We start from the raw sequence: 25,233 nt of genomic DNA, 5'->3' as shown, positions 1-25,233 counted from the left end.
AGGGTTAGGGTGAGGGCAGCAGCCCGCACCTACTTGAACACATACCCATACAGCCGCTTAATTCCGTCGGCATCATTCTCGCTGTATACGCCCTGGAGTTCTGGCGAGAAGCCAGGTAACACATTAATACCCTCTTCCAGCGCCAGGAAATAACGCTGTACCGCCCCGCCCCAGACTTCTCCGGGCACAACGCACAAGACTCCAGGCGGATACGGCAGCGCACCTTCTGCGGCGATACGCCCTTCCGCCTCGCTGATACGCACCAGCTCCACGTTGCCGCGAATGTACTCCTGGTTAGCATCCTGCGGGTTCATCATAACTGCAGGGAAATCCGCTTTACGGAACATCGCCTTTTGCAGATCTTTGACGTTAAAACTGACGTACAGATCGTGCATCTCCTGGCAAAGTTCACGCAGAGTGTAATCGCGATAACGCACCGGATATTTGTTGAAGACGCTTGGTAAGACGTCAGCCAGCGGCGTGTCGTCCTCGATGTGCTGTTCAAACTGCCCCAGCATCGCCACCAGCTGTGCCATTTTTTCGGCGCTTTCCGCAGGCGTGAGCAGGAAAAGGATCGAGTTGAGATCGCACTTTTCCGGCACAATGCCGTTTTCACGCAGGTAATGCGCGAGGATCGTCGCCGGAATGCCAAAGTCGGTGTAATCCCCGGTTTCGGCGTCGATACCCGGCGTGGTCAGCAGGAGCTTGCAGGGATCGACAAAGTACTGCTCGCTGGCATACCCCTCAAAGCCGTGCCACTTTGCGCCTGGCTCAAAGCTAAAGAAGCGGCGCTCGCTGGCAATGGCGTGCGTCGGATGATCCTGCCACGGACGCCCTGCCACTACAGGCGGAATAAAGGGTTTGATCATCTTGCAGTTCGCCACAATCGCTTTACGCGCTTCGATGCCCAGCTCGACGCATTCCGCCCACAACCGGCGTCCGCTCTCGCCTTCATGGATTTTGGCATTAATATCAAGCGAGGCAAACAGCGGATAAAACGGGCTGGTCGAGGCGTGAAGCATAAACGCGTTATTCAAACGCTTATGGGGACAAAAGCGCGCCTGGCCGCGAATATGATTGTCTTTCTTGTGGATCTGCGACGTTTGCGAGAAACCAGCCTGCTGCTTATGCACCGATTGGGTTACAAATATGCCCGGATCGTTTTCGTTCAGATCCAGCAACAACGGCGAACTGTCGGCCATCATCGGTATAAACTGCTCGTACCCCACCCACGCCGAATCAAACAGAATGTAGTCGCACAGATGGCCGATCTTGTCGATCACCTGACGGGCATTATAAATGGTGCCGTCGTAGGTACCGAGCTGGATCACGGCCAGGCGGAATGGTCGCGCGTCCTTCGCCTTTTCGGGAGCCACGTCGTTGATCAGCTGACGCAGATAGGCATCGTCAAAACAGTGCGCATCAATGCCGCCAATGAAACCAAACGGGTTGCGCGCCGCTTCCAGATAGACCGGCGTCGCGCCAGCCTGAATTAATGCACCATGATGGTTGGATTTATGATTATTACGATCGAATAACACCAGATCGCCGCGCGTCAGCAAAGCATTGGTGACCACTTTATTGGCCGCAGACGTTCCGTTAAGCACAAAATAGGTTTTGTCTGCGTTGAATACTTTCGCTGCAAACTTTTGCGCATCTTTCGCGGAACCTTCATGAATCAATAAGTCACCCAGTTTCACATCGGCATTGCACATATCGGCGCGAAACACGTTCTCGCCAAAGAACTCAAAGAACTGCCGCCCAGCGGGATGTTTTTTAAAAAAGGCACCATGCTGATGTCCAGGACAGGCGAATGTGCTGTTATCCATCGCGACATACTGACTCAAGGTATCGAAAAATGGCGGCAGCACGTTCTCTTCATAACGACAGGCTGCGGCTTCCAGTTCCAGAAACTCCTGCGCGTTTCCGCTTATCACTGCCACCACCCCTTCCGGAACCTCAACAGGCTCAGACGAGAAGATAAAGACCGGAAGCTGGAACCCTGTGCGTTTCAGTAACGCAAGAATACCGCTGCGGCTTTGCGCGACCGTCATGATGACCGCCGCCACATCCGTAAAATCGGTGTTATCCAGCGTCACCACTTCACGATGGGTGGAGAGCGCGGAAACCAGCTCATGGCTGACGGCAATTTTTAATGATTTCATATGCACAAATACCCGTTTCAGGGGAGTGAAAAACCCCGGACAGTTTAATCTGCCCAACGAAGGTGTCTGACTGGAACGTCGCTCCGATCGCCAGACATCAGTAAAATCAGAGCGCGTCTGGTTTTACTGATGTCCTGCAAAGAACAGGCGTTACCCTCACCGCATGATGAGAGTAGGATAGAACGTGCTGATACGGACAGGGCTAAGCGCAGTGGCAGACGTCATCATCAGTGGCAGCTCCGTATCCGTGAGGGGAAAATTTGCGCAATCATGTCACCTTTTATTTTTGGGTGCAAGGAAGAATCCTTATGCACGGTACGCACCCAAAAGGAGCCATTTAAGGCCCTCTTCATGTCATAATAATGCAATATCAATGATTAAATAGTGGGAGTGTATTTTGGTTATTGGACCGTTTATCAACGCCGGTGCGGTATTACTGGGTGGCGTCCTGGGTGCCGTTTTGAGCCAACGATTACCTGAGCGTATTCGCTCATCCATGCCTTCCATTTTTGGTCTGGCCTCGCTGGGTATTGGCGTTTTGCTGGTCATCAAATGCGCTAACCTGCCGGTGATGGTCCTGGCAACGCTTTTGGGCGCGCTGATTGGCGAATTTTGCTATCTGGAAAAAGGGATTAGCGGTGCGGTGGGCAAAGCCAAAAATCTGATATCCCGTCCGGGAAAAGCTAAAAACGACTCCCACGAGACGTTTATTCAAAACTACGTGGCGATCATTATTCTGTTTTGCGCCAGCGGAACGGGGATTTTTGGATCCATGCAAGAGGGGATGACCGGTGACCCCAGCATTTTGATTGCTAAGGCGTTTCTCGATTTTTTCACCGCGACCATTTTCGCCACGACGCTCGGCATTGCGGTTGCCGCGATTTGCGTTCCGATGCTGGCGATTCAGCTCGCTCTCGCCAGCTGTGCCACGCTGATTTTGCCGTTTACCACACCCGCGATGATGGCGGATTTTACCGCTGTTGGCGGCTTGCTGCTGCTGGCAACCGGTTTGCGCATCTGCGGGATAAAGATGTTTGCGGTGGTGAATATGCTGCCCGCGCTGGTGCTCGCCATGCCGCTTTCCGCCCTGTGGACCCACTTTTTTGCTTAAGCGGTCAACAAACTGGCGAGAGAGTGTGCAGTCTGTAGCGAATATGACAAATTTCGTTGACGAAAAGGGGCGAATCGGGTTTAATGCGCCCCGTTGCCCGGATAGCTCAGTCGGTAGAGCAGGGGATTGAAAATCCCCGTGTCCTTGGTTCGATTCCGAGTCCGGGCACCACTTTCACTTTTCCCCCGTCGTTAGAATTCCTCCAGACTCCAGTATAATTAGCCTCATATCTTGTCTTATCTTTCACCTGGCTCCACGAAACTCCACTCAATTTTTCTCAATCCAGTTGCATCTAGCACCCAGAATGTGTCCAACGTAATTCAGTGTCTCCAGATGGCACTGGCAGCCAGGTCAAAAAACAAAGACTCTACACTCTCCGATGAACGCGGGCGTTTTGCGCGTGAAGCCTCATGTCTCCCGATACTGGCGAATGAAATATCGCCTGGCGGGCTCTGTGCGCTTATGGCGTGGTATTTCCCGGCTTGTCTGTGAGCAGCGTGTAGCGCGTCAGCAGCTGGTTCAGGTGCATCTGCGCCTGTTGTGCCCGCGCCGGGCTGACGCCTGACTGCTGCATCTGTCGAAGCTGTTCTTCCACGGGCGGCGTCTGACTGAAAGACTGCGTGAGGGCAAACACCTGCGATTTCAGCTCACTCACTGTCATGTATTTCCCGTGCTGTTCATCCAGCCCGTTAAGACGGTCAGTCAGCCGCTGCAGTTGTTCCATGCCCTGATGCCAGCCGGTAAGGCTTTCTGGCGGGAGTGCGATCGCGTCTAGCTGCTGTTGCCACTGTTGTCGCAGCGAGGCACTTTGCTCCGGCCAGAGCGCGAGGACCTGCTGTACAAGCTGGTTACCGTACGTGATATTCCAGCCAGCCGGCAGTTGGGCAAGCCGAGTGAGCTGGTGTTGGGTGGCGCGAATAGCCGTTTCCGCTGACGGTGGGTGTGATTGCAGCGCCTGCAGCTGCGCTGGGGTCAGTACAACGGGCTGAGGCGCCAGCGAGGCATTCAGTTGCACGAGCAGCGGATCAGGCCGGTGGATGTACTGCCAGCCCCACAGCGCCGCGCACCCCACCACCAGCATCGACAGGGCTCCGCCGAGAAACGGTTTCCACACGCGTTGTGACGGTGGTGGCGCTGTTGCTGTGATATTGGATGGCGACTCCGGCTGCGCCACGTAAATCCATCGCGTTTTATCAGCCTGTTCGCGTGCAGAGGCCGCCATCAGCGCCGTGTCATTTGCACCGGCAGGCAACGTGTTTGCCGATTTTTCACCCCTGCCGTCCGTTGCGCCGTCACTGTTCTCCAGCCGTACCCCGGCGTTATGGATGACTGCTTTGAGCACATCCAACTGGCTCAGATGCTTTAACTCCAGCCGCTGCAGAACGTCCCCCAGATTTTCCAGGTGCTGTTCTGCCAGGTACAGCGGGCTGAGGTCGGCATACGTCAGCGTCAGGGTTCGCATCGTCTGTTGCAGCCGTTTGCTCAGCCCGCTTAAGATTTCCATTCGAGCATGTACAGGCTGAGGCCAGAGGCTACCCCACTGGCGGGTGATAAGCGCCTCCAGTATCGCTAGCCCTTCGTTCAGACCACACAGCCCGGCAAGCTGAGTGCGAGCGAGCGTATACCAGGCGGCAGTCTGCAACTCAATGCCGTTATGCTCAAACAGACTGAGGCACAGTCGTTCAGCGTAAGTCCAGTTGATATCAGGCCTGGCTGGATGCGTGAGCTTGTTCAGTTCATCGCGCAGAGCGGCGTAATCAGTCAGTGTGCGCGGGTCTCCGCCCGTTTTCAGGCGGTGTCGTGTGTCATAAGACATTCGGTATCTCCCCCCGTTCTCAGTCGTCACCAAAGACTTTCAGGGTCGCCATATCCGACGAGTTAACCGTGTTGCCGGAGAAAGTGATTTTCGACACACAGCGTTTATTGTCGTTATCGCTGTTGATATTAATCCAGTTGGTAGTGGTGCCCTCTTTAATGGAGGCCGGAACATTCAGTGTCTGATGACTGGATTTAGCCGCTTTAAAATATATGGCAGCGCCACTTAAATTAATGTCGCCGTGTTCTGCGCTCAGTTGCAAACGTTTAATCACCCGGCAGACCGGGATTTTCAGCGTTAGGTCGTTAGTGGCATTGCGTGGCATGGCGACCACACCCAGCACCTTATGGTCGTTGGCCTGAGCAGTAAGGCTCAGCAGAAGGCCGGCCAGCTGGCACGGAAGTGTGTGAGAAAGTTTCATTGTGAAGTCCCTGTGAAAGTTATCAGAAGTGTGGATAAAGAAAGAGCCGCAACCCACGGTGGTGGCCTGCTGAAGCGTGGATAACCGCCAGTCTTTTACCTATAGAAACATCAGCCCCTGTGAGGGATCGATAATGACAAAATCCGTATGGCGGTAGTTGTGCTCGACAGGAATTTAATACCAAATTAGACAATCATCTCTGAAATGAGTTTCAAGGCACCGTGCTACACGCTTTTCACCGGCAGTCATTCTGTCAGCACAGAACGTCATGGAGGTGATAAGTTTTGCCATAAAATATCTTTGATTACTGAAACGGCTATGACCAGATACTCTGGCGGGTCATAAATTGTTGTTGCCGGAGATGTCGGATAAGGATTTTGCCTTCCGGCATAAACTCAGTACCGTAGCGCACCAGACCAACGCCTCTAAGTTCAGCATCAATGGTGTAGCGCAGTTCGCTAGGCACTTCCTGATCAAGTAATGTTACATTCAATGAAAGCAACCGAGGCTCATATTTCAATAAGACCCCAGCAAGCGTTTCAATCAGTTCATGAGCAGTGCCCGGCATACCGTGGAGAATTTTGGTCATATCGGGCAAACCATAATCGGGTAGATGGGATATGGTACCGGCGCGAGAGTTCAAGATTCGTTGAATATTATCCAGTACGGATAAAATGACCTGGTCTTCTTCATTGATCTGGTCAAAGGAAAGATCACCGGAAAAGTTTCCAGTTAGTATTTCATATAGAGATGGCATTTTATGATTCATGTTCCAGTGGGTTTATTTAAAGATTAAAGAACAAGTTAATTTACTGAGTTCTATTCTGAATATCTTTACTTTGAATACGCTCTAAGTATTTCTCTTTCTCTTCTTCCGACAGAGATATCCAAAAAGGAGACCAGTAATCGTTCCACCACAGCTCCATCTCCCCTTGCAAGCTGCCCACTGACTCAAAATCGCAATATGGAAAAACAGTATCAAGAGCTGGCGATTCAAAGTACTCATCGCATAGGCTTTTAATTAAATGATTATCATTGGTAATTATATCAATCACTGTTTGACCAAAACCAATGAATTTAAAATAGTGTAATACCTTCTCATTATGGATTAAAAACACCTTTTCATTTGTTATTTTTTCGAAGAGAAGACTCTATTACACTTTCTATTTCCTCTACATCGCAAGGTTTAGCCATAAATCTTAATGAATATGCATATACATTGTTACCTTCCAAACACAAAAAATGGGTATGTATTTTTCGATTTTGACATGACTTCAAAACCTGAGGATGGGTAATTTTTTAAGATTATTATTTTTTCCAAAAAATAAATAAATTTAATTTTCATCTATGTAATCCGCAATTCAGCCCGCATCATAACGCCCAGCAGAGCCGAATTAACTACTAGCAAGGAGCTCGTAAAGTGATGCAAGTTTTCTATCCATGTTCTTTTACTATTGGGTGAAATATGCATTTACTTTTACCGCAAAAACATATCCAATTAAAAAGAAGCATCCCATAAGAACAACGCGGAGAAGATGTACTGCGAACCACTCAAAAAACAAATACAACAAACCCAATGCAAATAAAATCATGCTCACCCTTATTGATATAAAAAAGAAAACAACAAAATCGGCGATACTATGAATATAAAAAAGAATGATATAAAAACCATTCCTACGCTTTTGTGAGAGGATATGAAAAATAAATCAGAATAGACAATCTAAGCTAAAGAACACCCTCCAATAATTATAAAAACCGAAAATATATAAATAGAAAACCTTAAAGCCACTTTATTTTTCATTCCAAACACCATACTGTTCCAACTTCTCTTTGGTTATGCTTTCCCCTAACATTTTAGCACTTACAGAAATTGATGACTCTGTAACTTTCACAGCCGGATAAGTTGCCCCAGTGTGATTAACACTATATGTGATTTTTTTTGCTCGCATAGAAAGCTCCTCGAAGAACAAAGAATTTATCACTAACTCTAAAAAACCAATGCATTGATGAACCTTACAATCACCCCTTTCGATTTTGATATATAAAATGCATCATCATAACTCTTACTTTTGAAAATATTATCATTCAGATGAAAGAGATCTTTTTCAAAGCCATGACCGATAACAAACATCAACATAATATATGAAGCTTGCATCTTTGGACTGGGATTGTAATGTTTAAATTTTTTAGTTCCAAGATCTATCAGTTTATTCGTTTTCTCTCGCCCCAAGTATTCGTACTTCTGAGGGTAAATATCACATAATAATTTATGCATTCTATCTGTAATATTAATTTCATGTATGTTTGAGAAATTTTCAGTTTCTAGCCTGCCAAGAAAATACTTTGCATACTTGCTATCTTCCCCAATGACATTTTCGATGTAGGTGCTAAATTTTTCATGGATAGATAAAGATATTTCCAATTGATTGCCTGAGGGGAATTGGTCTGACTTAAAGCTAAAGTCAGAGTACATTGGATCAGTTTCAAACTCAGAACCTAACGTAACAGCCATATCGAAGTAAAGTTGAAGGGGACCACGTTGAGTTATCTTTGCATGCCTTGCCTTCTCAATTAATTTCGCAATATTAGTTCTTAATTTTTTTTCATGTAAAGACTCATATATCAACGGGAAAATAGACTTGCAATGTTTCACTAGTTCACTAACATAAGAATTAGTGGAGTACGAATCTAACAATGCGAGTTGCTCAGCGTTTATTTTCATTCAGTTTACTACCTTTTATTATTATTTTTGATAACGAAACAAATTCACCTATTTCATTTTTCGCGATGTCATATATTTTGGTCCTGATCTTGAAATCAGCATCAACATTAACGACACCATCATTTATAAATGGTGATATATCTCTATCCAATAGAGCCCAAGTAAATTCAACATTTTTCCCTTCAGGGATGTAAACCATTCTTTTCTTTAAATCCCAACTGACAAGATTTGGCTTTAATGGCATGCTTTTTTTATTGTCGCGGTCAGTTAATTTGACACTAGGCCCTGTCTTTTTAATATATTCCAGAGGTATATAGAAACCTTTTGAATAAATATTCCGAAAGCTCACAACGACAGGGATTTCACTCTGATTATTGTACGTACATTCTTTCTGGCCACTGCAACTAACACTAATAGTGAAAAAATCATTACCTGTCATATTTGGACTCTCTGCTATAGAAAATGATGTATATAAGGGAGTTAATAAAATTAATATTAGACTATATCGCATACTATTCTCCTCCCTAAACCTCGTTCATCAAAAGTCTCATTCGCTTCAATAGCTATAAGCCATCCATGCCTTTTCAGAATAATAGCATTCCCATATGCGGCCATAATCGTTGAAGCAGGATCACTCGGATCTCTTCCATTATAGGGAACAGAAATTGGTGCATCAAGAGTCCCATCCGGTTTATAGTAAACTACTTGATCATTCTCTTCCGAGTCAGGGTTATATCCATATTCATCAGGTAACCCATAACAATGACCGAACTCGTGGGCATATGTCCATGGGACAGTATCCTTCGATACATCGAGAACATTTCCCGTGACACCTTCACGATCAAACTTATCGTGTACTTTGAATATATAATGTTCATCAGACTTAACAAATATCACTTTAAACTCAACTAGTAATATTTTTGTACCACATTTAGGGTCGGCAATTTTTAATGAAAACTGATTATTCCAATATTGCTTGACTCCTTCTGTTAATGATTTTTTAGCTTGTGCAACAGACTCTTTATTTACCGCATTATCAGATTCAATTTTGAATCTGATTTCAATAACAACTATTTCTTTTGTTTTATAGAGGATGATTAATTTATACTGGACTGTTCCAAAATTATAATCATACGATTCACCAGCCGCGTTCAGCTGATCCGAATACCTTTTTCCAGTGTGTACTTTAATCTCCTTGGTATAATCTTTACTCCAGCAAGAAGCACATGGTAGCGTCGCACTTATTGCAGGATCTTCGCACCTAGCAACCTCAGATGGACTCTGAATGCCCCCACTTATTGCCATTGAACAAATCCTTTTTTGTTAGATTTACGATTCGTAAGTTATAAAATGTAATGGTATTCATCTTCATAAAGAAATCCCCATGTAACTACTCCAGCCGTAAATGACTGAAACTGTTCTTTCGTCAACACGTTAGGTAAGTCAATAAGGACACGCGGATCATAATATCGCAGAAGGGCTACTTTATTATTGGGCAGGATAACCTCTAAATTTCTATTCAGATAGAAAAATAGATCTCTCATATCCAATGAACTTAGCAACCAAGAAACTGAAGGGTATTTCAACTCAAGAATCTTTATTTTTCTCAACCAGTCTCCACCTAAGATTGAGATATCAAGTAACCAAGGACCTGCAAATGCAATTTTTTTATCTTCAGAATGTTCGAATAACGACTTAACACCCTCACTTTCATATAACTCATCTGAATAAACTCGATCATATTGTGCGCCATCAACAAGAGCATATAGCTTTTGTGAATTATCTTCACGTTGCAACGTGAACATATGTTCAGTCATATCATTAATCATAATTACTCTCCCTTAATTACTATTGGCGCACCATTTTCTGCAGCTTCAAGAAGACAACTCAGACATATTCCACTCTGACTTAAAGAGGGCATTAAGCTAAGAGATGATGACCCCGCTGCCATAGTCCTTTTCACCTTCCGCATATACGTCGCCGTCGTACCGTACTCGACCTTCCCGGCTTCAAGTCGCAGATAGCTTCCGCCGCCGATCAGCGTGATACGTTTTTTCCCGGCAAACGAGATGTCACTCGCCGAGCTCAGCGTCAGCTTCTTCTCCGCAAACAACCGCATAGCCGCATTCTGGGCCTGAACCTCCACCGGGCCTTCGCTGGCTTTGAGGCTCAGCTGTCCGGTCCGCGCGAACAGGCCGAGCTTCTCCCCGGCCAGTGCGGTCAGATTGCCCATGACGCCTGCGCTGATATCGCCTCCGGCGTTAATAGCGACGTTTTTAGTTGCAGCCAGCTGCATATGCTCTCCGCTGGTCAGGGCCATGCCTTCCGGAGCGGACATCAGCAGCGCCTCGTTTAGCGGTTTCAGCCGCTGCTCAAACATCTGCACCTGGCTGTCAACGTCCGCCTTCAGCGCCTGCGCTTTTTCAGCGGCTATTTCCAGCTGTTGCAGTTGCTGGTTGAGTTGTTCGATTTCCTTCAGCGCAGCATCCATGTCCAGCGCTTCGCCCTGCGCTTTTGCCTGTACATCTGCACTGACAAACAGCCCTTTCCCGGCTCGCAGCGTTCCCCACTCGTCGGTACGCAGCTCTAAGCCCCTGCCGCGAGACTCTCCCTTTTTGTCCACCACGTGCCCGCTGTTGAGCTGCGTCTTGCCGTATTCCGTGGCGAGCTTGATATGCTCCTCGCCGCGTTTGTCTTCCATGCGCAGTTTTGAGTTTGCAGGCGTCCTGAGAATGTTTCTGGTGTGATTATCCCGGTTCACGAGGTCAGGATGTTCAGAATCGTGCAGCGCACAGGCGATGTAAGGCAGGTCAATATCGCCATTGCTGTACGCAATCGCCACTTCCGTTCCGTCGGTGAGCGGCGTGTGCCAGCCCAGCGTTTCACCGGCAGTCGGCTTCGCCATCCGCAGCCACAGGTAGCCGTATCCGGGCTCCGTGCCTTCCCGGTCGAAGTCCAGTTTCACCCGATAGCGCCCCTGGTCATCCAAATGCGCGTAGATGTCGTTCTTTTCCCGACTCTCGATGCGTGCCGGAAGCGTGCCTGGGATTTCCGGCCGGGGAATCTCCACCGGGCGGAAACAGTAGCGCTCACTGTAAGACATACCCCAGACCGACACATGCAGACGGGAATCACGCCCACCCCGGAACGTCACCAGCGTCAGAATGACACCGTCCTTCAGCGCGGCGATGTCATTGCCCTGCGGCTCCAGCACCTGCCCGGGCGTGAGGTGTGCCGCATTGCTGAACAGGTGAATACGGGCGGTCCTGTTCAGCTCCCGCTCGTGGTGAAGCCGGGCAAAGAACGCGCCAGATTCAGATTCCGGCTCAGGGCTGGCGTCGTCACCCGCTTCGCGATACGGGGCGGCGTAGCGGTAATGATCTCCGGTGGTGACCGCATCATTGCGCACGCTGACAGTGGTATCCATCGGTGTGGAGGCGGTGCGATAGTTGTAGTCACGGGTCCTGACGGTGCCGGTGGCTATAGTGTTCCAGGTCCGCACATCCCAGACCGATTCTGCCGCGCCGTCAAACAGGCCTGATGGCTCGCGGTACGGCAGGCGCACGTCAAACCGGTAGTTAAGCTGGCTGTCGGCCAGTATGTACGTATCCAGACCGCGCACGTCGTCCATTTCCGTACGCCAGTAAATGCCCACCTCAGACAGAATGCGCTGGATAAACTGCAGGTCCGTTTCCCGCCACTGAGTGATAATTTCACGTGACGGGTAACTGCGCTCCAGACGAAATTCAAAATCCGGACCTTCCAGGCCGTGTTTACGCAGCACCTGCTCCACAGCTGCCGGGACGGACTGATTCTGGAAGATGGCGCACTGCCGGGTGTATCCCAGGAGCGCTAGACGGGAGCTGAGCGTGAGCCGGTAGTGAGACTGAGCCTTTGAGGTGGAAAGCCATTCCAGCCGCGTGATAATACCGTGGACATTTTTACCGCTCCGCATCCGGAAAGAGGCATATTTCATCAGGACCTGTTCAGGAGGGATATTCACCCGTTGGGTTGCGAACTCAATATCCCATTTGAACGGTTCGCTCAGCGCTTTCCTGCCACGAAACCGCAGGACATCAGGCTTTACCGGGCTGTCATTGATATCCAGAAAATAGCGGGTCTGCCCGTCAAAAAGCGCTAACCAGTTATCCATTATGTCACTCCTTTACCGGCACAAGACTGAGCCAGCCGTCACCCAGTTCGATGGTGCGAGGTTTGTCCGGATCGAGGTCGTCACGGGTCAGCACCAGGCGCCAGCGGTTGTTTTTCTGATCGGGGCGATTAAAAAACCCCACCACGGCCACGAACTGGGCTTCGCCATCCATAGGCATATTGAGCGTTACGCTGCCGTTGGGCATCACCAGTAATGCCTTTGAGGCCAGTACGTCGTCTTTCAGTACCGTATCGGCATTACGCAGCAGCGTCTGGTAATCGGCGGCATCAACCGCTTTACGATCTTTGAGCTGATAGACCCGCACCATTGTCGCCAGTGGCGACTGTGCACCATCGGCATTAATGGCCGTACGCGGCGTAAAATCCAGATGCAGCGTTTTGATTTTTTTGTAGAAGATAGATTTCGTGAGACTGACCGTACCGTCCGTGACACTCTGAGTCAGACCGCAGCCTGCGAGCAGACCACAGGCAATAAGCGTCAGCGCCCACCAGCGGGTTACTGTTGCCATTTAAAAGTTCCTTTATTGAGAGAGGGAATACGTGGTTAGTCGAAGCGGTAATGTCCGTCATCTGCAGATTGCAGCCCGGAATAGTGCAGTCCTTCATAGCAACCCAGATTGACGGTCAGGCTCTCCCGGTTATTGCTGAGTTTGCCTTCCTTCAGACCCAGTAAACCGGTTCTGCCCAGCTGTATACGCCTGCCCTTTCCCAGGCGAGGCTCAGGGAGCAATCGCACAGGCACGGTCAGCCGCAGACGTGCATCACTGCGGTAGCCGAGATAAACACGGATTAAAACCAGCAGATCGGTATGCAGGATCCCGCCGGGTAACCACCCTTCGGCCTCATCTGGATCTTCCGTTTCCAGCGTCATCAGCACCCGACTGCACGCCTCTTTGGCTGTTTTGCCCAGCGTGGCGCGTTGAGAAAGTCGGACGCGGTTTCCCGCTTCAAGACGGGTGCGATTATCAATATGGACTTTGACCGGATCCGGCTCAGTGATGACTGCCCGCGTATTCGGTGCCAGCAGAGCCACCAGGGCCCGAATGCCTTCTGCATTGCGGGTGGGCAACCGCATCGTACTGAGCAACGCCAGAAAACGGGACACCGGCGTGGCGACCTGCTCGGCGGTGCCTGGGATCCCAAGTCCGACCAGCCCCAGCAGGCACTGCGATGTGGCATCGCGCCCACCCGCTTCAAACGTGGCGGGATAGGCATATTTACGCCAGATCCGGTAGTACTGCGTGGTTATTCGATGACTGAAAATATCCAGAAACGAGGTGACTGCCTCATGCCCTTCGCGACGCTGCGCAATATCATCCAGGTACATCGTCGGCAGTGGCGAATCCACGCCATACATGCCGAGGAACGTGGTGCGCACGGTCGGCGGCAATTTCGGATGGTCTTCATCGGTTTCAACCGCTTTCAGGGTACTGACCGGAAAACCCATACCAGGCCAGGGCCTGAAACGCACCGGGTCGTTGCCCGGGTGGCTGGTGGTACCGAGTTTCGGGGCGTCCGGATTCTCCTGCTCCAGCAGCTGGCAGAAACGATAGAAATTGGCCCGCCAGATATCTTTGTTAAGGGTTAACGTCAGCCCGGTATTTGCTGGCTGTGATTCTCGCGCCATCTCAGTCGTTTTCCTGTCGGTTGCAGCACCAGCGTGAGCTGGTTGAAAAGGTGAATATCCGCATAGAGTGCAAAGAAGCGATGCAGCATTTCTCCGAAGAGATTCACATCACCTTCGCCTGCAAAATTATCCATGTTCAGCGTAACCTCGATGTCCACGCCCCGGAGCATAAAACCTTTTTCAAAGCGGCGGATCAGGGTGTGCTTCACCGCCACAATCGCCTCAAGTCTGCGTCGGTTCATCTCGTCGTCGGTCCAGTCGTACAGTGCCAGCGTCCCCCGCAGGACTTCAGGGTTATCCATCATGCTGAGGAAGTTTGATCCCAGATGACTCATGACACGCCAGTGGAAGCGGTCGTTTGCCGGGGGATATAGCGGCATCGTCGGGGCAGTGACGTTCAGTACCCTGACAGGCACTTTGCCGGTTTTGACCACCCTGTCCAGCAGCGTACTTTCCAGCGCTTTGCGTGGAAGTTGCCCGTTGGTACCGGTAATTCGCATCGAGAGGGATTCTGGTTTATCAGACAGCTGCTCCAGCTCGAACGAGCGCCCCCCGAGAATGAGCCAGGTGTCATACAGACCAGAGGGGCCGCGTTTCACGCGGGTATGGAAGTAACGCTCAGGGGCATCGTGGCGCATCATACCGCCCCGGTGCCGGAAGCTGGTGAAGGGTACATAGGGGTGTTTGCCATTTTTCACCGCACCGTGGATGTTATCGACGCTGTAAATCTCGGTGTGGCCATCCTGAAGACGCAGCGGCCTGAGCAGATATTCATTATCGAGCGGATCCAGGGTCAGCGGGTCGGCTTCCAGGGCAAAGAGATTTATGACCGGTGCACAGTGGAGGCGGAAGTTTTCCGTCTCGAAAGGCAGATCGGATGACCAAGCCTCACTGAGCACAATGTCGATTTCAAACCACGTGCTGGCCGCAGTGAGCCCGATAGTGTCGAGGCCGCGCAGTTCAACGAACATAAACTTTGGACGGAAGCTGAAATACTCCAGCAGCAGCTGATAACCACTGAAGGCGGTATCGGCTTTCTTCCAGAGACCGTCATTGTCATCAAAGCCCATGGGTTTGCACCAGCCATCGAATGGATGACGTTCGGTGTGGGTCCCGGCGTGACGGGCATACATCGCGTGTACCCGTCGGGTCATTGCCAGATGCAGCGCGGAGCTGACGGGGCTTTCTGCATTGAGGAAGATGGCGATTTTATCGATCCCAGCTTTGCTCCAGTCCACTTTTTCCGGGCATTCAAAACGCAGGCGAATGGCTGAGCGACCGTCGGTTTCGGTGTGCAGGCGCGCATCCGCAAGGTGCAGGGGTTGTAACGGAATATCACGTGTCGTCCGGTACTGGCATGCTGTCTTATGCGGTCCTACAGGACGTGACAGAACAGAGAAGCCCTCTGGCAGCATTTCAGACTGGCGTAGGCCACGCCAGTCAGGCGAAAACTCAACGATGGCAAGCGAAGGGATGGTTCGCATATAGTGTGGCCACAGTAAGCTCACCAGACCTTCGGTCAGCTCCGGCAAGTCGTCATCGAGCTTTTCACGTAAACGCCCCACCAGGAAGGCAAAGCCTTCGAAAAGACGTTCCACATAAGGGTCGCGAGCGCCGGGTTTATCCAGATTAAGCATTGCTGCCCGATCAGGATGAGCCCGGGCAAACTCTTTACCCGCTTCACGCAGGTAGCGCATCTCTGCTTCGTAATAGCGCAGGGTCAAATCATCCATGCACAACATTCCTGAAAGTTTTTTAAGAGAAAATTAGCCACAGAGCACCATGGCACGTGCTGGGTCGATGGCAATAAGCCCTGCAAGCAAGGCATCCATCTCGGGCATCAGACGGGTTTTATCGGAGTCACTGCGGCTGGCTTTCATGCGCAGCAATTTCAGACGGCGGGCCTGTACCTCAAACAACAGAGCAGGTTCCCAGTCACCCAGCGTCAGCTGAGGAGCACAGGCGGTCAGTTCGCCAAGCAGGTGAAGCGCCATTTCGTTACGGCCGTACTGCTCTGCCACCCGGGCCATCAGCAGGCGTATCAGCCAGCGATGGCGAGGGGTATCCATTCCCGGTCGGGACTGGAGCCAGGCCAGAGCCGTCTCAGGCCCTTCCGTATCACCCTTCTCCATGGCTTCGGATTCAAGGAGCAAGACATCATCAGCCTGGCTGTTAACGACGGTAGCGGGTTCATCGCCGTACGTCAGGCCTTCTTCATTCACTTTTTCAGCAATCCAGCTGGTGGTCACTTCGTCAGCAAACGGGGTACCGTCATTCCATGCCAGCGTGTCGAGCCCCGGGAGACGCTTAAGCAGCAGACGCAGATCGAAAAGAATGGAATCGGTCCAGGTATCCCAAGGGTGACCGGCATGGCTGAGCCCCTGCCAGAGGTACCACTGGAGATCAAGCCAGAAATGATTGACGCCCTCGCAATACATCTGGCTGGCCTGCTCTACCAGCTCAGTCCAGTTTTTCTGGAGGTAAAGGCGCTTCAACTGAGCCCGGTATTCTGGTTTTGGTGGTACCAGGCGGGTACGACCGTTGCTGTCCAGCGGCGGGATCTGATCGACCGTATCCCACCTGACGGTCTTTATCAGCCGATGGGAGGCAAGCCAGCCCTGCGATTGCTCACCGAGCCAGCGGGAAAGTAACTTTGCCTGGTCGAGTAAATCGCGCCCCGATTTCACTGCTGAAAGTTGCGGTGAATCCGAGTGGGCAGCTTCACGCCCGTGCTCTTGAGCTCTACTGTTCTGGGGGACCAGGGCTTCCATGCCGCCCGAGCGTGCAAGTCGGTTTTCCAGCGCAGTACAGAGGCCTGCAAAAGAAGGTCTTTCCTCTTCTGGCCAGTCCGAAACGGCGGACGCCAGCAGGCTGATGGCTCCTGCGGTCATCCCGGCATCATTGCTGTCCACTTCCGGCCATAGCTGCAACGCATCAATGACCTTTGCACTGTTCAGCCACTCCAGCGCGGCTTTACGGGCTGCCGGGCGTTGTGGATGACATGCACTACCAAAACGTGTCAGCAGTGCGACCAGGAGCAGAAGGCCTTCTACCATTCCTTTCTCACCTTCCTGGCTGAGGCGGGCCAGAATGTACCAGGTGACGACGCGTATATCTTTTGCGGTTCCACAAAGACATTTCTGCGCCAGTTCGCACAATCGTGCGGGATCCGTCCCCGACAGCTTATTGATCTCTTCCCGCATCAGCTGAAAATCATCGTCGTAGGCGGGATCCTCTCCGGTTTCATGCCCGGAACTGAACGGGAGCAACCAGTTATCCCAAAGTGACATGGCATCACTTGCCCGCGAGATGAGGCTCTGCTGTTCTTCTTTGCTGGTAGCGCAGGCCGTTAACAGATCGTCCGGTGAACTCATTCTTTTTCCCGTTTGTCAGTCTCTTTCATAAATTTCACAACAGCTTCCATTTCAGTCACTCAGCCCGGTCGCTTCCCGCCAACGGTCTACCTCACTGAAGATCTCCGGTGACCTGCCACCAACCTGTTTTACAAAAGTCTGGTCGGGTGAGGTTTCCTATCCATCATTACTGAAGCTCTTCTGCGACAGGGGTAACGCTAAAGATCGATTCAGGTAAACTGAACCCCTGGAGTTTTAATAAGGCAAGTGGGCCATCACCCAATTCACTGCGCATCACCAACTTCAGCGGGTTGCCGTCCGGGGTGATCCATACCAATTGGGTGCGACTGCCATCAAGAGGCGTGATCAGCGCTTTGTCCAGTAAACGGATAAATCCCCAGTTGCCCTGATGATTGGCATACAGCTGCATGCCACTGTTCACACTGCGCCAGCTAAGCGACACGCCAGGATAGTCAGTGTTTCCAGGCCAGGTGAAGCTTTGCCAGCTTTCCATCTGGTTGAAATAGTCCAGATTTTGCTCATCGAGAGTCAGCTGCACCCGGGCAACATCCCTTGAAGGACGAGCCATCAGTTCAAAGTGAACGCTCGCGTCACCCTGTGAGAACACGATATCTGACAGTTCTGCCAGCTGGTTAATCGCTCGGACGAAATCCGGACTGACAACCATCCCCTGACTTGCAGAAGGGTCAACAACCCAGCGGTTCCCCTCCTGATGAAGGATCCCGCCAAGGTTCGTTTTCAGGAACGTGGTGATTCGACCCGAGTCACTCCGAAGGAACTGAGCCAGCAACGGCAACGAGGCATCGCTGCCGGTGGCTTTAAACGGATAGCGTCCCGCAAAGGCCTTATTCCACTGATCGAAAATGGTTGATTGCCAGCGAGCATTGAGACTTCCCGCAGCCGGGGCAAGCACCTGTCGCCAGGCCAGATCAAGTGGCTGCACAAACAGCGACTGGCCGAACCCGCTCCACTCCTGCCCGAGGCTTGCGGCAACCAGACTGCCGTAGTCGCGGGTGTCGGTCAGCTCGATAGCTTTACCCTGGAATACGGTCTGTGCCAGCATTTGAGACATAGCCTGTGGATCCGGTGCGCTGGTGACCTGCTGGAGCTTCAGGCGCACCTGCGTGACGCGGGCAAGCCAGGACTGGAAGCTGAGGTTCCCGTTGGTTCCCGTCCCTTCTTTACCTTCCATCAGCCCCATCAACGGGCCAAAGACGCCGTCGAGCGGCCCTTTAGGTCCCTGAGCCTGCTCGATGAACTGTTTCGCGTTCTTTTTCTGACCGATCAGCTTTTTCGCCGAATCCACTATTGAATCCGCCAGTGCCTCGCCCTTCTGCCCTGTTTTGCCCTGCCAGGCCAGCGTGTTCATCAGTGCCACCAGTGGCGACTGGCGAACATCGCCGATCAGGTTGAGCTGGGCAATCGCTTCGGAAAGTGACGTGGCTTCCTGCCACTGAATGCTGTTGACCATGTTCAGCCAGGCATTGCCAAAGTCGGTAAAATAGCGCTCCGTCAGACGAGCTTTCAGCGCTTCCGGAGAAATATCGCTCCCCGTCTGGTGGGTCTTATCCGTCAGTACCCAGTCGATTTCATCGCGGCGGGTCTTGACCACCTGGTCAATTGCATCCTGAACCTGTTCATCCCAGGCCTGGCGGGTAAACATTCCCGGCACAACTTCGTCGGTGCTGAAAACCGTTGAGGCATCGGTATCACCGGTCAAATCAGCCAGCGTTAAATCAGGCCAGTTGCTGGCTATGCGTTTGAGCATGTCCTGATACAGGCCTGATTCAGCGTTACGTTGACCTATCTGTTTGAGCAGGATCTGACGGACCGTGCTGATTAATTCAGCGTCAGGCTTAATTTTCCATTCCGGGTGTGATGGCAGATTCTGCGCATAAAAGCCCAGTAGTTTCGGCGCCATTTCCTGCCAGGCTCCATCCTGCACAGCCTGGCGCTTTGGCCATGAGGCCACCACATTTTTGGCAAGCCACCCCGCGTCCGCTTTATCCGGGCGGGCCATCATCAGATAACTTTTGAGTACGTCGTAAGTATGCTGAGTGCCCTGTGTGCGGGCGTCACTGGCTGGTGGTAACTTCACAAAGGCGGTCAGCTGTTGCTTCAGATGGTCTGCGGTGGCATCCCTCATCAGCTGTATGTTGTTCTTCGCATATAGCGGCCAGAGTGCGGCCAGCGTGTCGCTGTCCTGATTCAGGCCAAAACGGGTGTACCACGGGGCGCCGGTCGCCTCACGGTGTTGCAGACGGGCAATGGCTTGCTGGAGTACGAGCTGGTTGTGCAGGCGTTCAGCCAGGGATTTTGCAGTATCCGCCGCCTGCCTGGCCGTCTCCTGCGCCTGATAGATCTGTGCCCGGTTAACGATGAGAGACAGTAAGGTACCTGCCCCCCACAGGACAGCCAGAACCAACAGCAACAGCCGCAGTCCTTTAAGCCAGTCGAAGGTCAGTTTTTTTGCACGGACCCTCTGGCTGTCTTCGTCCAGCGCCTGCCAGGTCGGGCTGCTTAATCGGGCATGGGGGACCGCCCCTGCACCAGCCAGTTCTGGGCTCAGCATGACACCCCGCAACCGGTAAGGTGCAGTTCCCTGCATCAGGCTGTTCAATGCTACGGAAAGACTGGACTTCAGTTCCCCCTGCAAGCGTGATGAGAGACGCAACAGCCAGTCGTGCAGTGGGTTATTCAGCATCTGGGCCATACCCGTCTGACGCAGGTGAGGCACCAGTTCATCTAATGACGAAATAGCCTGTTCAGGTGTTGCACCAGGGCCAAATAATGCTCCGATTGCCGTGCCCTTGCCCTCTGAGCCGCTGGCGGTATCTGCCAGCCACAGCCAGACCGGAGCCTGCCAGCCGAGATGTTTGTCCGCTTTTTGACGATTTCTCAGGAAAGCATCCCGCTCAGCCGCTGAAGGAAATGACGTGGCATTCATAACCTGCACAATGCCGTCCAGCGGTCGATGCGGGCGTAACAGGCTAAGTTCTGACAGAAAAGCCACATCCGGGGCAGACTGCAAGCTACCACCATGGATCAGCACAATTCCGTCGCCTTCCTGCCACCGGTCGCGATTTAGCCCTGGGGCAGCTTTCTCAATATCCGTATCGTCACCCTGAACCAGCAGAATGCGTACGTTACGTTTCCAGTGACGACCGTAACGCAGGTGAAGGTGTTCGCCAATTAAATCCGACTCAAATTTAGCGTCTTCTTTATCGGTATGAGATCCCGTCTTGATGGTCTCGTTCTCAGTTTCCTCTTGTTTTTTTTTCCAGGAGACACGCAGACCTGCTTTTCCTGCCTGTTCGAATATACGTTCCAGAAGCCATGCCAACCCACCGATGAGCATTACCAGTATCGCGCAACACAGGGCAATCCCCTTACCATCGTAAGGACCAAATCCTGTGGTGCTGGCAGCGAACTCAGGCCAGAACCACAGAATACCGGCCACCGCCAGGGTGAGGCAGATCAGTAACAACACGACTGAGCCAATTACGGATATGATTTTCATGACTGATTTACACAATCCCTGATGTTTGAGGTCACCGCGCATAACTGATGACAGGAAGGGGCAGATTCGATGGCAACAATCTGGGGCTCATGGTCGGCCAGACACTGACGATATGCCAGTATTGCTGCTTGCCAGGGGGCAACGACTCCGGCGTAACCAATGGCAGTATCAATGCTGACGTTACGTTGTACCGTCAGCTTTGGTGCCATGGCAGTACAGGCATTACTCCAGATCTCATCACTGGCTAACTTACCGCCCGATATCCACCCCCGAAGTGGTGCAGTGCTGTCCAGTTTTGCCCAGAGCATTGCCCTGTTCAGTGCGAGGAGCAGATTACCTTGTGTGCTGATTTGCGGACGATGGAGGCGAACAGACGGTGAGGCCATATCAGACAGACGGCGGTTACTCAGTAGCATTGCGGCAATGGCTTCACCGCTGTCCTGGGGCGGAACATCGTAAATTTGTACGCTGATAACCAGTAATGCCGCAGGTATATCATGATGTCGATCAAGCCAGTAATCCAGGATAGTGAAACCCGACAGGTCGCGAATTCTTCGCAGCGGAAAGTGTATTTTTGAAATTAACGCATCCGCTAACGCCTCAACATTAGCACTACCATCAAAGGCCAGATAGCACGGCATACTCACCGGAAGTCGTGCCAGAATCTCCCTGGCCTGACCACTGATGTCTTCCATATAGCTGCAAAAAATCTCTTCTGGACTGCCCTGTTCCGGCAATGCGGAATGCCGTATGGAACTCACACCGTCTCTGGTGATTACGTGTTCAAGCATGGCTGTTTTATTCACAATGGCCTGCCGGGTATCTGTTTCATCGGGTTCAATCACGTTAACCAAACATTCCCCAATGACCCATGCAAAACGTTGCCCTCTGGCCGTTTCAGATGCCATCAGTGCTTCCCGCTCTTTGTTCCGGGCGTACGTACCGACACGTTCCAGTTTGTATCCTGTCCGACGAACAGCGAACACCAGTCCCCACATCAGGACTGGAAGAGCGACAGCCGTGAACCAAAATTTCAAACCTGACCGCTCCCCTTCCCAGAGCCAGAGTGTCAAACCCAGACCGACGAGCAAGATCGCGAAGAACGTTATAACCCAGCGGAAGGTGACGGGTCTGGGCACATTCGGTTCTATATCCGGGATGTCATCAAGATTAACCGGCATAATTATCCAACCAGCGCATCCGGTAAGGAGGTAATAAGCGTACAGCCACAGCCACACTTATGCCCATGAAACGCAACTGGAATACCGTTGTCCAGATAGTCGGGGAGTCCTTCCACAATGGTCGTGGGGCCATGCCCTTCGACGGGACATGAAACTTTATCCCCTTTACGGGCTACACCTATACCACCAAATATCATCTCAGCAGAGCCGGACTGAACTGCGCCACCATGAGTGGTTTTATCTCCAATGCGAATAATTCCTAACATATATCCTCCTGGGAAAAGCATGCTGAATCACTAAATAGTCATAATTACTCTTTATCAACATCTAAATAAATTGAATTTATTATTTAACCTCTCACTAACAACCAAGAGCACTGTCTTTGTTACATTGCAACTTTTCAGTTAAAGCAATAAGGTTATCAGTTTTGGTTTTGATACAATCGTATTTATATTCTTTTTTTGATTTTACATTCAGCACAGAAACACCTTTTTCTTCTTTGTTGTTTTCATAGCTGCTAAATATAGAATACTCGTAACTACTATTAATAAAACTTATTGTTAAATAATCAGTTTGGAACCGTGAGTAATGATTATATAGAAATTTATCATATGTAGGTGCGTTTGAACTAAACTCGAACTTACCTTTATCGCCTTCCGTTCTGTATATTAATTGATTGTTTTTTATAGTTAACGTTGCGACACCTTTTGAAGTGTTGCAAGAAAAATACTCATCTTGTGCCAATAGAGAACTGGAAAAAATCGTCAATAAGCAAACATACCAACAAACTCTATTTCCCATTAACTTCATAATTTTTCTACATTTTTTTATCATACCCTTTTTGCTTTTTACCATTATATGCTCGCGCAAACGTTAACCAATCTTTGTTTCTTATAGACGTTAACAAGGTGGCATCAAACTTAATAAAAGCAACAAATGCTTTTAACTGATTTTTCTCTGACTCAGACATTGCCATCACGAATGCTTCCGGAGAGGAATAGCCCGCAGCAGCATAATTCGAACCTAATATTTGGAATTTACCCCACGATGCAGACATTAATGCAGCTCTTTTATTTAACGCATAAGCACGCACCAGTTTCGGATACTGAGTTGATATAGCGCCATAGCCGCCTGCATCAGAGTTGGAAATGTCCGTTTGAGAATCATATGCCCCATGGGTGTACTTACTAAAATGATGTCTTTCGAACAGAATCGCCGGAACATAATCGTCATCACTTTGGAATTTAAAATAACTCCCGTAATTACCCGTCTCAGTTTGAGCAACCGCTTTTATAGCAGCAACCTCGCAAGATAAGCTTGTTGCTGCCAACTGGTAATCCGCATCATCTATCGAGTCACCTTTATAGAAGGTAATGAAATCTAGGGGCTCCAATTTTCCATTTACAGGTGTAACAGGGAGAGACATATTGTTTAGCGCATCCAAAAACATTACCGGATGAAAATGCCACACCGGGGCACCACTCCTGAATGCCTCCACCTTACTCATCCACTCACAGTCATCCAGCCAATGTCTGGCATATGCCATGCGTAGCCTGTCATAATTCTGGACAAACACAGACCAGCGGTGATGACTGCTCCCCCCAAACCATTCACTGTCATGCTTCACCACCAGACGGGCCGCGATGTCTCTCACTCCGCCTTCCGGGTGATGCAGTGCGTTGTAAAGCTCCCTTCCGGTCAGCTGGCCGTCACCATCCGAATCTGTCTTTTTGACCATCGCTTTATAAAAAGCCGAGACCTATTTTTCATGTATCCCCTGAGCCTGACCGACCTGTGCTGACAACCAGTCATAAGCCCCTTTGACCCAGTTTTCTCGCAGTGATTTCGACACATCCGGTGAGGCGTCCTGCTCCAGGGGACTAAAACCCCGTTCCTTCAGGTCATACTGGTTTATCTGATCGATACCACTCTGATTCATCCAGCTGTGGCCGCTGACCTTAAACCAGGTCTGATGCTGCGCGTCTTCAAACGGACTGCAATCTGCCACACGAAGGATTTTGGTACTGTCTTTTGGTGTTTTGGTCTCCGTTTTCGTAAACACACTCTGCTCGCCCGAGCCTGACCGGGTATACAAATCGGCTTCCGGATGCAGGCGAATGAATTTCTGTCCGCTGGTCACCTGCCCGGGATTATTCAGAAAATCCGGCATCCGGGCATCACTGCTGATCACCTCGATATGCGAAAAGTGGCTGGACGTCACATACAAATCATTCCTTGCATAAAATTCCCTTTTCATTATTTACAATTAATATAGCCCAAGTGTATCTTTTTTTTAAAATCTCACTCATTTCAGTGCCGGTGCATCCAATTCAATACAGTCAATTTTATGTGCATTTAAACAAACCATTATTTATCGACAATGCCATAGCGAAAAGTTTTCTTATTTAAACTGTAATTAACACTCACATCCCCTCCCGTACTGTAGCAATTCAAACGAACTTGCGAGCCATCATTTTCTATATTCTGAAAAATAGATGTCATATAAGATCCAAATTCACACCCTTTCAACTGTGGGTTGATGGTTTGAATTATTTTACCATTTGCTTTTTCCACAACATTAACTTTATTTATTGCAATGCCATCGTTGCTTACTTCATAAATACCAATAAAGCTATGTTGTTTCGTCTGTCCCCAAAATGGAATATCGATTTCTTTTGCAGATCCATGTAGAACACCTTCATTAAGTCGGATTGTTGCTTTTAAATCAACATTCAAAGTTGACCGTTCATTGTGCCACTCACCAACTAAGCCAGTTGGGTCTCTTGCAAGTTTAAAAGGACATTTTGACAAGTCAAAATTTTCACCCTGAACAATATACCTATCGAAGTTATCGTCGTTATTGACCTCGCATAACACAATTGAATTTGATTCATTTACACCGTATAAAGGGATTGGTGCCCTGTGGTTATTGTAATAATAACTTCCTTCAATATTTATATTTTTTCCAAAATCACAATATTGAAGTGACAAATGCACAGGATATTCGCCAATATGACCTTCATAATTACTTACAACGTATGGCATATATGCAGCATGAATTGAAGCACTCAAGAACAGTGCACTAACACCAAAATAAGTATTAATTTTAGTCATACCAACCTC

At 50.1% G+C, this 25,233-nt stretch carries 23 protein-coding genes and 1 tRNA gene; 2 read left to right on the top strand and 22 right to left on the bottom strand.

Going from position 1 to position 25,233, the window contains the following annotated elements:
* Positions 1-29 precede the first annotated feature (29 nt).
* Complete coding sequence (locus AC0LWE_RS09425; protein ID WP_219347395.1) at positions 30-2,165, bottom strand: ornithine decarboxylase; 2,136 nt, start codon at positions 2,163-2,165, stop codon at positions 30-32.
* A 397-nt stretch (positions 2,166-2,562) separates the two neighbouring features.
* Between AC0LWE_RS09425 and AC0LWE_RS09420 the strand changes: the two genes are divergently transcribed.
* Both AC0LWE_RS09420 and AC0LWE_RS09415 read left to right on the top strand, forming a co-directional pair.
* Entirely contained in the window at positions 2,563-3,276 is a 714-nt protein-coding gene (locus tag AC0LWE_RS09420; protein ID WP_059177547.1) for a DUF554 domain-containing protein, read from the top strand.
* A gap of 95 nt (positions 3,277-3,371) precedes the next feature.
* Positions 3,372-3,447 (top strand) — tRNA-Phe (locus AC0LWE_RS09415).
* Between the two features lie 289 nt (positions 3,448-3,736).
* Here AC0LWE_RS09415 and AC0LWE_RS09410 read toward each other — a convergent pair.
* The 21 genes from AC0LWE_RS09410 to AC0LWE_RS09310 all read right to left on the bottom strand — a co-directional run bounded on the left by AC0LWE_RS09410 (position 3,737) and on the right by AC0LWE_RS09310 (position 25,224).
* Positions 3,737-5,092 carry a VasL domain-containing protein gene (locus tag AC0LWE_RS09410; protein ID WP_202667710.1) on the bottom strand — a complete coding sequence of 452 codons (1,356 nt, stop codon included), beginning with the start codon at positions 5,090-5,092 and terminating at the stop codon, positions 3,737-3,739.
* A gap of 19 nt (positions 5,093-5,111) precedes the next feature.
* Positions 5,112-5,513: a DUF2541 family protein gene (locus AC0LWE_RS09405; protein WP_202667711.1), complete on the bottom strand. Its 402-nt coding sequence runs from the start codon at positions 5,511-5,513 to the stop codon at positions 5,112-5,114.
* A 316-nt stretch (positions 5,514-5,829) separates the two neighbouring features.
* Positions 5,830-6,282 carry a type VI secretion system baseplate subunit TssE gene (gene tssE, locus AC0LWE_RS09400; protein WP_202667712.1) on the bottom strand — a complete coding sequence of 151 codons (453 nt, stop codon included), beginning with the start codon at positions 6,280-6,282 and terminating at the stop codon, positions 5,830-5,832.
* 40 nt (positions 6,283-6,322) lie between these two features.
* Positions 6,323-6,568, bottom strand: a complete 246-nt coding sequence (locus AC0LWE_RS09395; RefSeq protein WP_202667713.1) for a hypothetical protein — start codon at positions 6,566-6,568, stop codon at positions 6,323-6,325.
* A gap of 735 nt (positions 6,569-7,303) precedes the next feature.
* Positions 7,304-7,462 (bottom strand): hypothetical protein, encoded by a 159-nt coding sequence (locus AC0LWE_RS09390; protein ID WP_202667714.1) that lies wholly within the window; start codon positions 7,460-7,462, stop codon positions 7,304-7,306.
* Positions 7,463-7,500: 38 nt separating this feature from the next.
* Entirely contained in the window at positions 7,501-8,235 is a 735-nt protein-coding gene (locus AC0LWE_RS09385) for a hypothetical protein (RefSeq protein WP_202667715.1), read from the bottom strand.
* Positions 8,219-8,746, bottom strand: a complete 528-nt coding sequence (locus tag AC0LWE_RS09380; RefSeq protein WP_202667716.1) for a hypothetical protein — start codon at positions 8,744-8,746, stop codon at positions 8,219-8,221. The genes AC0LWE_RS09385 and AC0LWE_RS09380 overlap by 17 nt, the downstream gene beginning before the upstream one ends.
* Entirely contained in the window at positions 8,731-9,540 is an 810-nt protein-coding gene (locus tag AC0LWE_RS09375) for a hypothetical protein (protein WP_219347391.1), read from the bottom strand. The genes AC0LWE_RS09380 and AC0LWE_RS09375 overlap by 16 nt, the downstream gene beginning before the upstream one ends.
* Positions 9,541-9,578: 38 nt before the next feature.
* Positions 9,579-10,064, bottom strand: a complete 486-nt coding sequence (locus AC0LWE_RS09370; RefSeq protein ID WP_202667718.1) for a DUF4123 domain-containing protein — start codon at positions 10,062-10,064, stop codon at positions 9,579-9,581.
* Between the two features lie 2 nt (positions 10,065-10,066).
* Complete coding sequence (locus tag AC0LWE_RS09365) at positions 10,067-12,388, bottom strand: type VI secretion system Vgr family protein (protein WP_474265335.1); 2,322 nt, start codon at positions 12,386-12,388, stop codon at positions 10,067-10,069.
* A gap of 4 nt (positions 12,389-12,392) precedes the next feature.
* The gene (tssJ, locus tag AC0LWE_RS09360; RefSeq protein ID WP_474265333.1) at positions 12,393-12,917 is read right to left on the bottom strand and encodes a type VI secretion system lipoprotein TssJ; all 525 of its coding nucleotides are present in this window, start codon (positions 12,915-12,917) and stop codon (positions 12,393-12,395) included.
* Positions 12,918-12,952: 35 nt separating this feature from the next.
* On the bottom strand, positions 12,953-14,035 hold the full coding sequence (gene tssG / locus AC0LWE_RS09355) for a type VI secretion system baseplate subunit TssG (protein WP_474265331.1): 1,083 nt from the start codon (positions 14,033-14,035) through the stop codon (positions 12,953-12,955).
* Positions 13,999-15,768, bottom strand: coding sequence for a type VI secretion system baseplate subunit TssF (gene tssF, locus AC0LWE_RS09350; RefSeq protein ID WP_474265329.1), 1,770 nt, complete (start codon positions 15,766-15,768; stop codon positions 13,999-14,001). Before tssF ends, tssG begins: the two co-directional genes overlap by 37 nt.
* 33 nt (positions 15,769-15,801) lie before the next feature.
* Positions 15,802-17,409 carry a type VI secretion system protein TssA gene (gene tssA / locus AC0LWE_RS09345; RefSeq protein WP_474265327.1) on the bottom strand — a complete coding sequence of 536 codons (1,608 nt, stop codon included), beginning with the start codon at positions 17,407-17,409 and terminating at the stop codon, positions 15,802-15,804.
* Positions 17,410-17,575: 166 nt separating this feature from the next.
* Positions 17,576-20,929, bottom strand: coding sequence for an ImcF-related family protein (locus AC0LWE_RS09340; RefSeq protein ID WP_474265325.1), 3,354 nt, complete (start codon positions 20,927-20,929; stop codon positions 17,576-17,578).
* Positions 20,926-21,837: a hypothetical protein gene (locus AC0LWE_RS09335; RefSeq protein WP_474265323.1), complete on the bottom strand. Its 912-nt coding sequence runs from the start codon at positions 21,835-21,837 to the stop codon at positions 20,926-20,928. Before AC0LWE_RS09335 ends, AC0LWE_RS09340 begins: the two co-directional genes overlap by 4 nt.
* A 275-nt stretch (positions 21,838-22,112) precedes the next feature.
* Positions 22,113-22,376 (bottom strand): PAAR domain-containing protein, encoded by a 264-nt coding sequence (locus AC0LWE_RS09330; protein WP_474265321.1) that lies wholly within the window; start codon positions 22,374-22,376, stop codon positions 22,113-22,115.
* A gap of 94 nt (positions 22,377-22,470) precedes the next feature.
* Complete coding sequence (locus AC0LWE_RS09325; protein ID WP_474265319.1) at positions 22,471-22,965, bottom strand: hypothetical protein; 495 nt, start codon at positions 22,963-22,965, stop codon at positions 22,471-22,473.
* Positions 22,928-23,848, bottom strand: coding sequence for an N-acetylmuramidase family protein (locus AC0LWE_RS09320; RefSeq protein WP_474265317.1), 921 nt, complete (start codon positions 23,846-23,848; stop codon positions 22,928-22,930). Before AC0LWE_RS09320 ends, AC0LWE_RS09325 begins: the two co-directional genes overlap by 38 nt.
* A gap of 21 nt (positions 23,849-23,869) precedes the next feature.
* Complete coding sequence (locus AC0LWE_RS09315) at positions 23,870-24,331, bottom strand: hypothetical protein (protein ID WP_474265315.1); 462 nt, start codon at positions 24,329-24,331, stop codon at positions 23,870-23,872.
* Between the two features lie 146 nt (positions 24,332-24,477).
* Positions 24,478-25,224 carry a hypothetical protein gene (locus AC0LWE_RS09310; protein ID WP_202693930.1) on the bottom strand — a complete coding sequence of 249 codons (747 nt, stop codon included), beginning with the start codon at positions 25,222-25,224 and terminating at the stop codon, positions 24,478-24,480.
* Positions 25,225-25,233: the final 9 nt, after the last annotated feature.

The sequence above is a fragment of the Lelliottia sp. RD5 genome (assembly GCF_056032945.1).
Note: the sequence above shows the minus strand (reverse complement) of the source record. Positions and strands in the feature narration are given on the sequence as shown.

Excerpts from the sequence above, each read along its gene's own strand:
- AC0LWE_RS09425 (WP_219347395.1), bottom strand. The coding sequence starts at position 2,165 with ATGAAATCATTAAAAATTGCCGTCAGCCATGAGCTGGTTTCCGCGCTC.
- AC0LWE_RS09410 (WP_202667710.1), bottom strand. The coding sequence starts at position 5,092 with ATGTCTTATGACACACGACACCGCCTGAAAACGGGCGGAGACCCGCGC.
- AC0LWE_RS09310 (WP_202693930.1), bottom strand. The coding sequence starts at position 25,224 with ATGACTAAAATTAATACTTATTTTGGTGTTAGTGCACTGTTCTTGAGT.
- AC0LWE_RS09380 (WP_202667716.1), bottom strand. The coding sequence starts at position 8,746 with ATGCGATATAGTCTAATATTAATTTTATTAACTCCCTTATATACATCA.
- AC0LWE_RS09390 (WP_202667714.1), bottom strand. The coding sequence starts at position 7,462 with ATGCGAGCAAAAAAAATCACATATAGTGTTAATCACACTGGGGCAACT.
- AC0LWE_RS09325 (WP_474265319.1), bottom strand. The coding sequence starts at position 22,965 with ATGGTAAAAAGCAAAAAGGGTATGATAAAAAAATGTAGAAAAATTATG.
- tssG (WP_474265331.1), bottom strand. The coding sequence starts at position 14,035 with ATGGCGCGAGAATCACAGCCAGCAAATACCGGGCTGACGTTAACCCTT.
- AC0LWE_RS09340 (WP_474265325.1), bottom strand. The coding sequence starts at position 20,929 with ATGAAAATCATATCCGTAATTGGCTCAGTCGTGTTGTTACTGATCTGC.
- AC0LWE_RS09375 (WP_219347391.1), bottom strand. The coding sequence starts at position 9,540 with ATGGCAATAAGTGGGGGCATTCAGAGTCCATCTGAGGTTGCTAGGTGC.
- AC0LWE_RS09320 (WP_474265317.1), bottom strand. The coding sequence starts at position 23,848 with ATGGTCAAAAAGACAGATTCGGATGGTGACGGCCAGCTGACCGGAAGG.
- tssJ (WP_474265333.1), bottom strand. The coding sequence starts at position 12,917 with ATGGCAACAGTAACCCGCTGGTGGGCGCTGACGCTTATTGCCTGTGGT.
- tssA (WP_474265327.1), bottom strand. The coding sequence starts at position 17,409 with ATGAGTTCACCGGACGATCTGTTAACGGCCTGCGCTACCAGCAAAGAA.
- AC0LWE_RS09330 (WP_474265321.1), bottom strand. The coding sequence starts at position 22,376 with ATGTTAGGAATTATTCGCATTGGAGATAAAACCACTCATGGTGGCGCA.
- AC0LWE_RS09405 (WP_202667711.1), bottom strand. The coding sequence starts at position 5,513 with ATGAAACTTTCTCACACACTTCCGTGCCAGCTGGCCGGCCTTCTGCTG.
- AC0LWE_RS09370 (WP_202667718.1), bottom strand. The coding sequence starts at position 10,064 with ATGATTAATGATATGACTGAACATATGTTCACGTTGCAACGTGAAGAT.
- AC0LWE_RS09335 (WP_474265323.1), bottom strand. The coding sequence starts at position 21,837 with ATGGCATCTGAAACGGCCAGAGGGCAACGTTTTGCATGGGTCATTGGG.
- tssE (WP_202667712.1), bottom strand. The coding sequence starts at position 6,282 with ATGAATCATAAAATGCCATCTCTATATGAAATACTAACTGGAAACTTT.
- AC0LWE_RS09385 (WP_202667715.1), bottom strand. The coding sequence starts at position 8,235 with ATGAAAATAAACGCTGAGCAACTCGCATTGTTAGATTCGTACTCCACT.
- AC0LWE_RS09365 (WP_474265335.1), bottom strand. The coding sequence starts at position 12,388 with ATGGATAACTGGTTAGCGCTTTTTGACGGGCAGACCCGCTATTTTCTG.
- tssF (WP_474265329.1), bottom strand. The coding sequence starts at position 15,768 with ATGGATGATTTGACCCTGCGCTATTACGAAGCAGAGATGCGCTACCTG.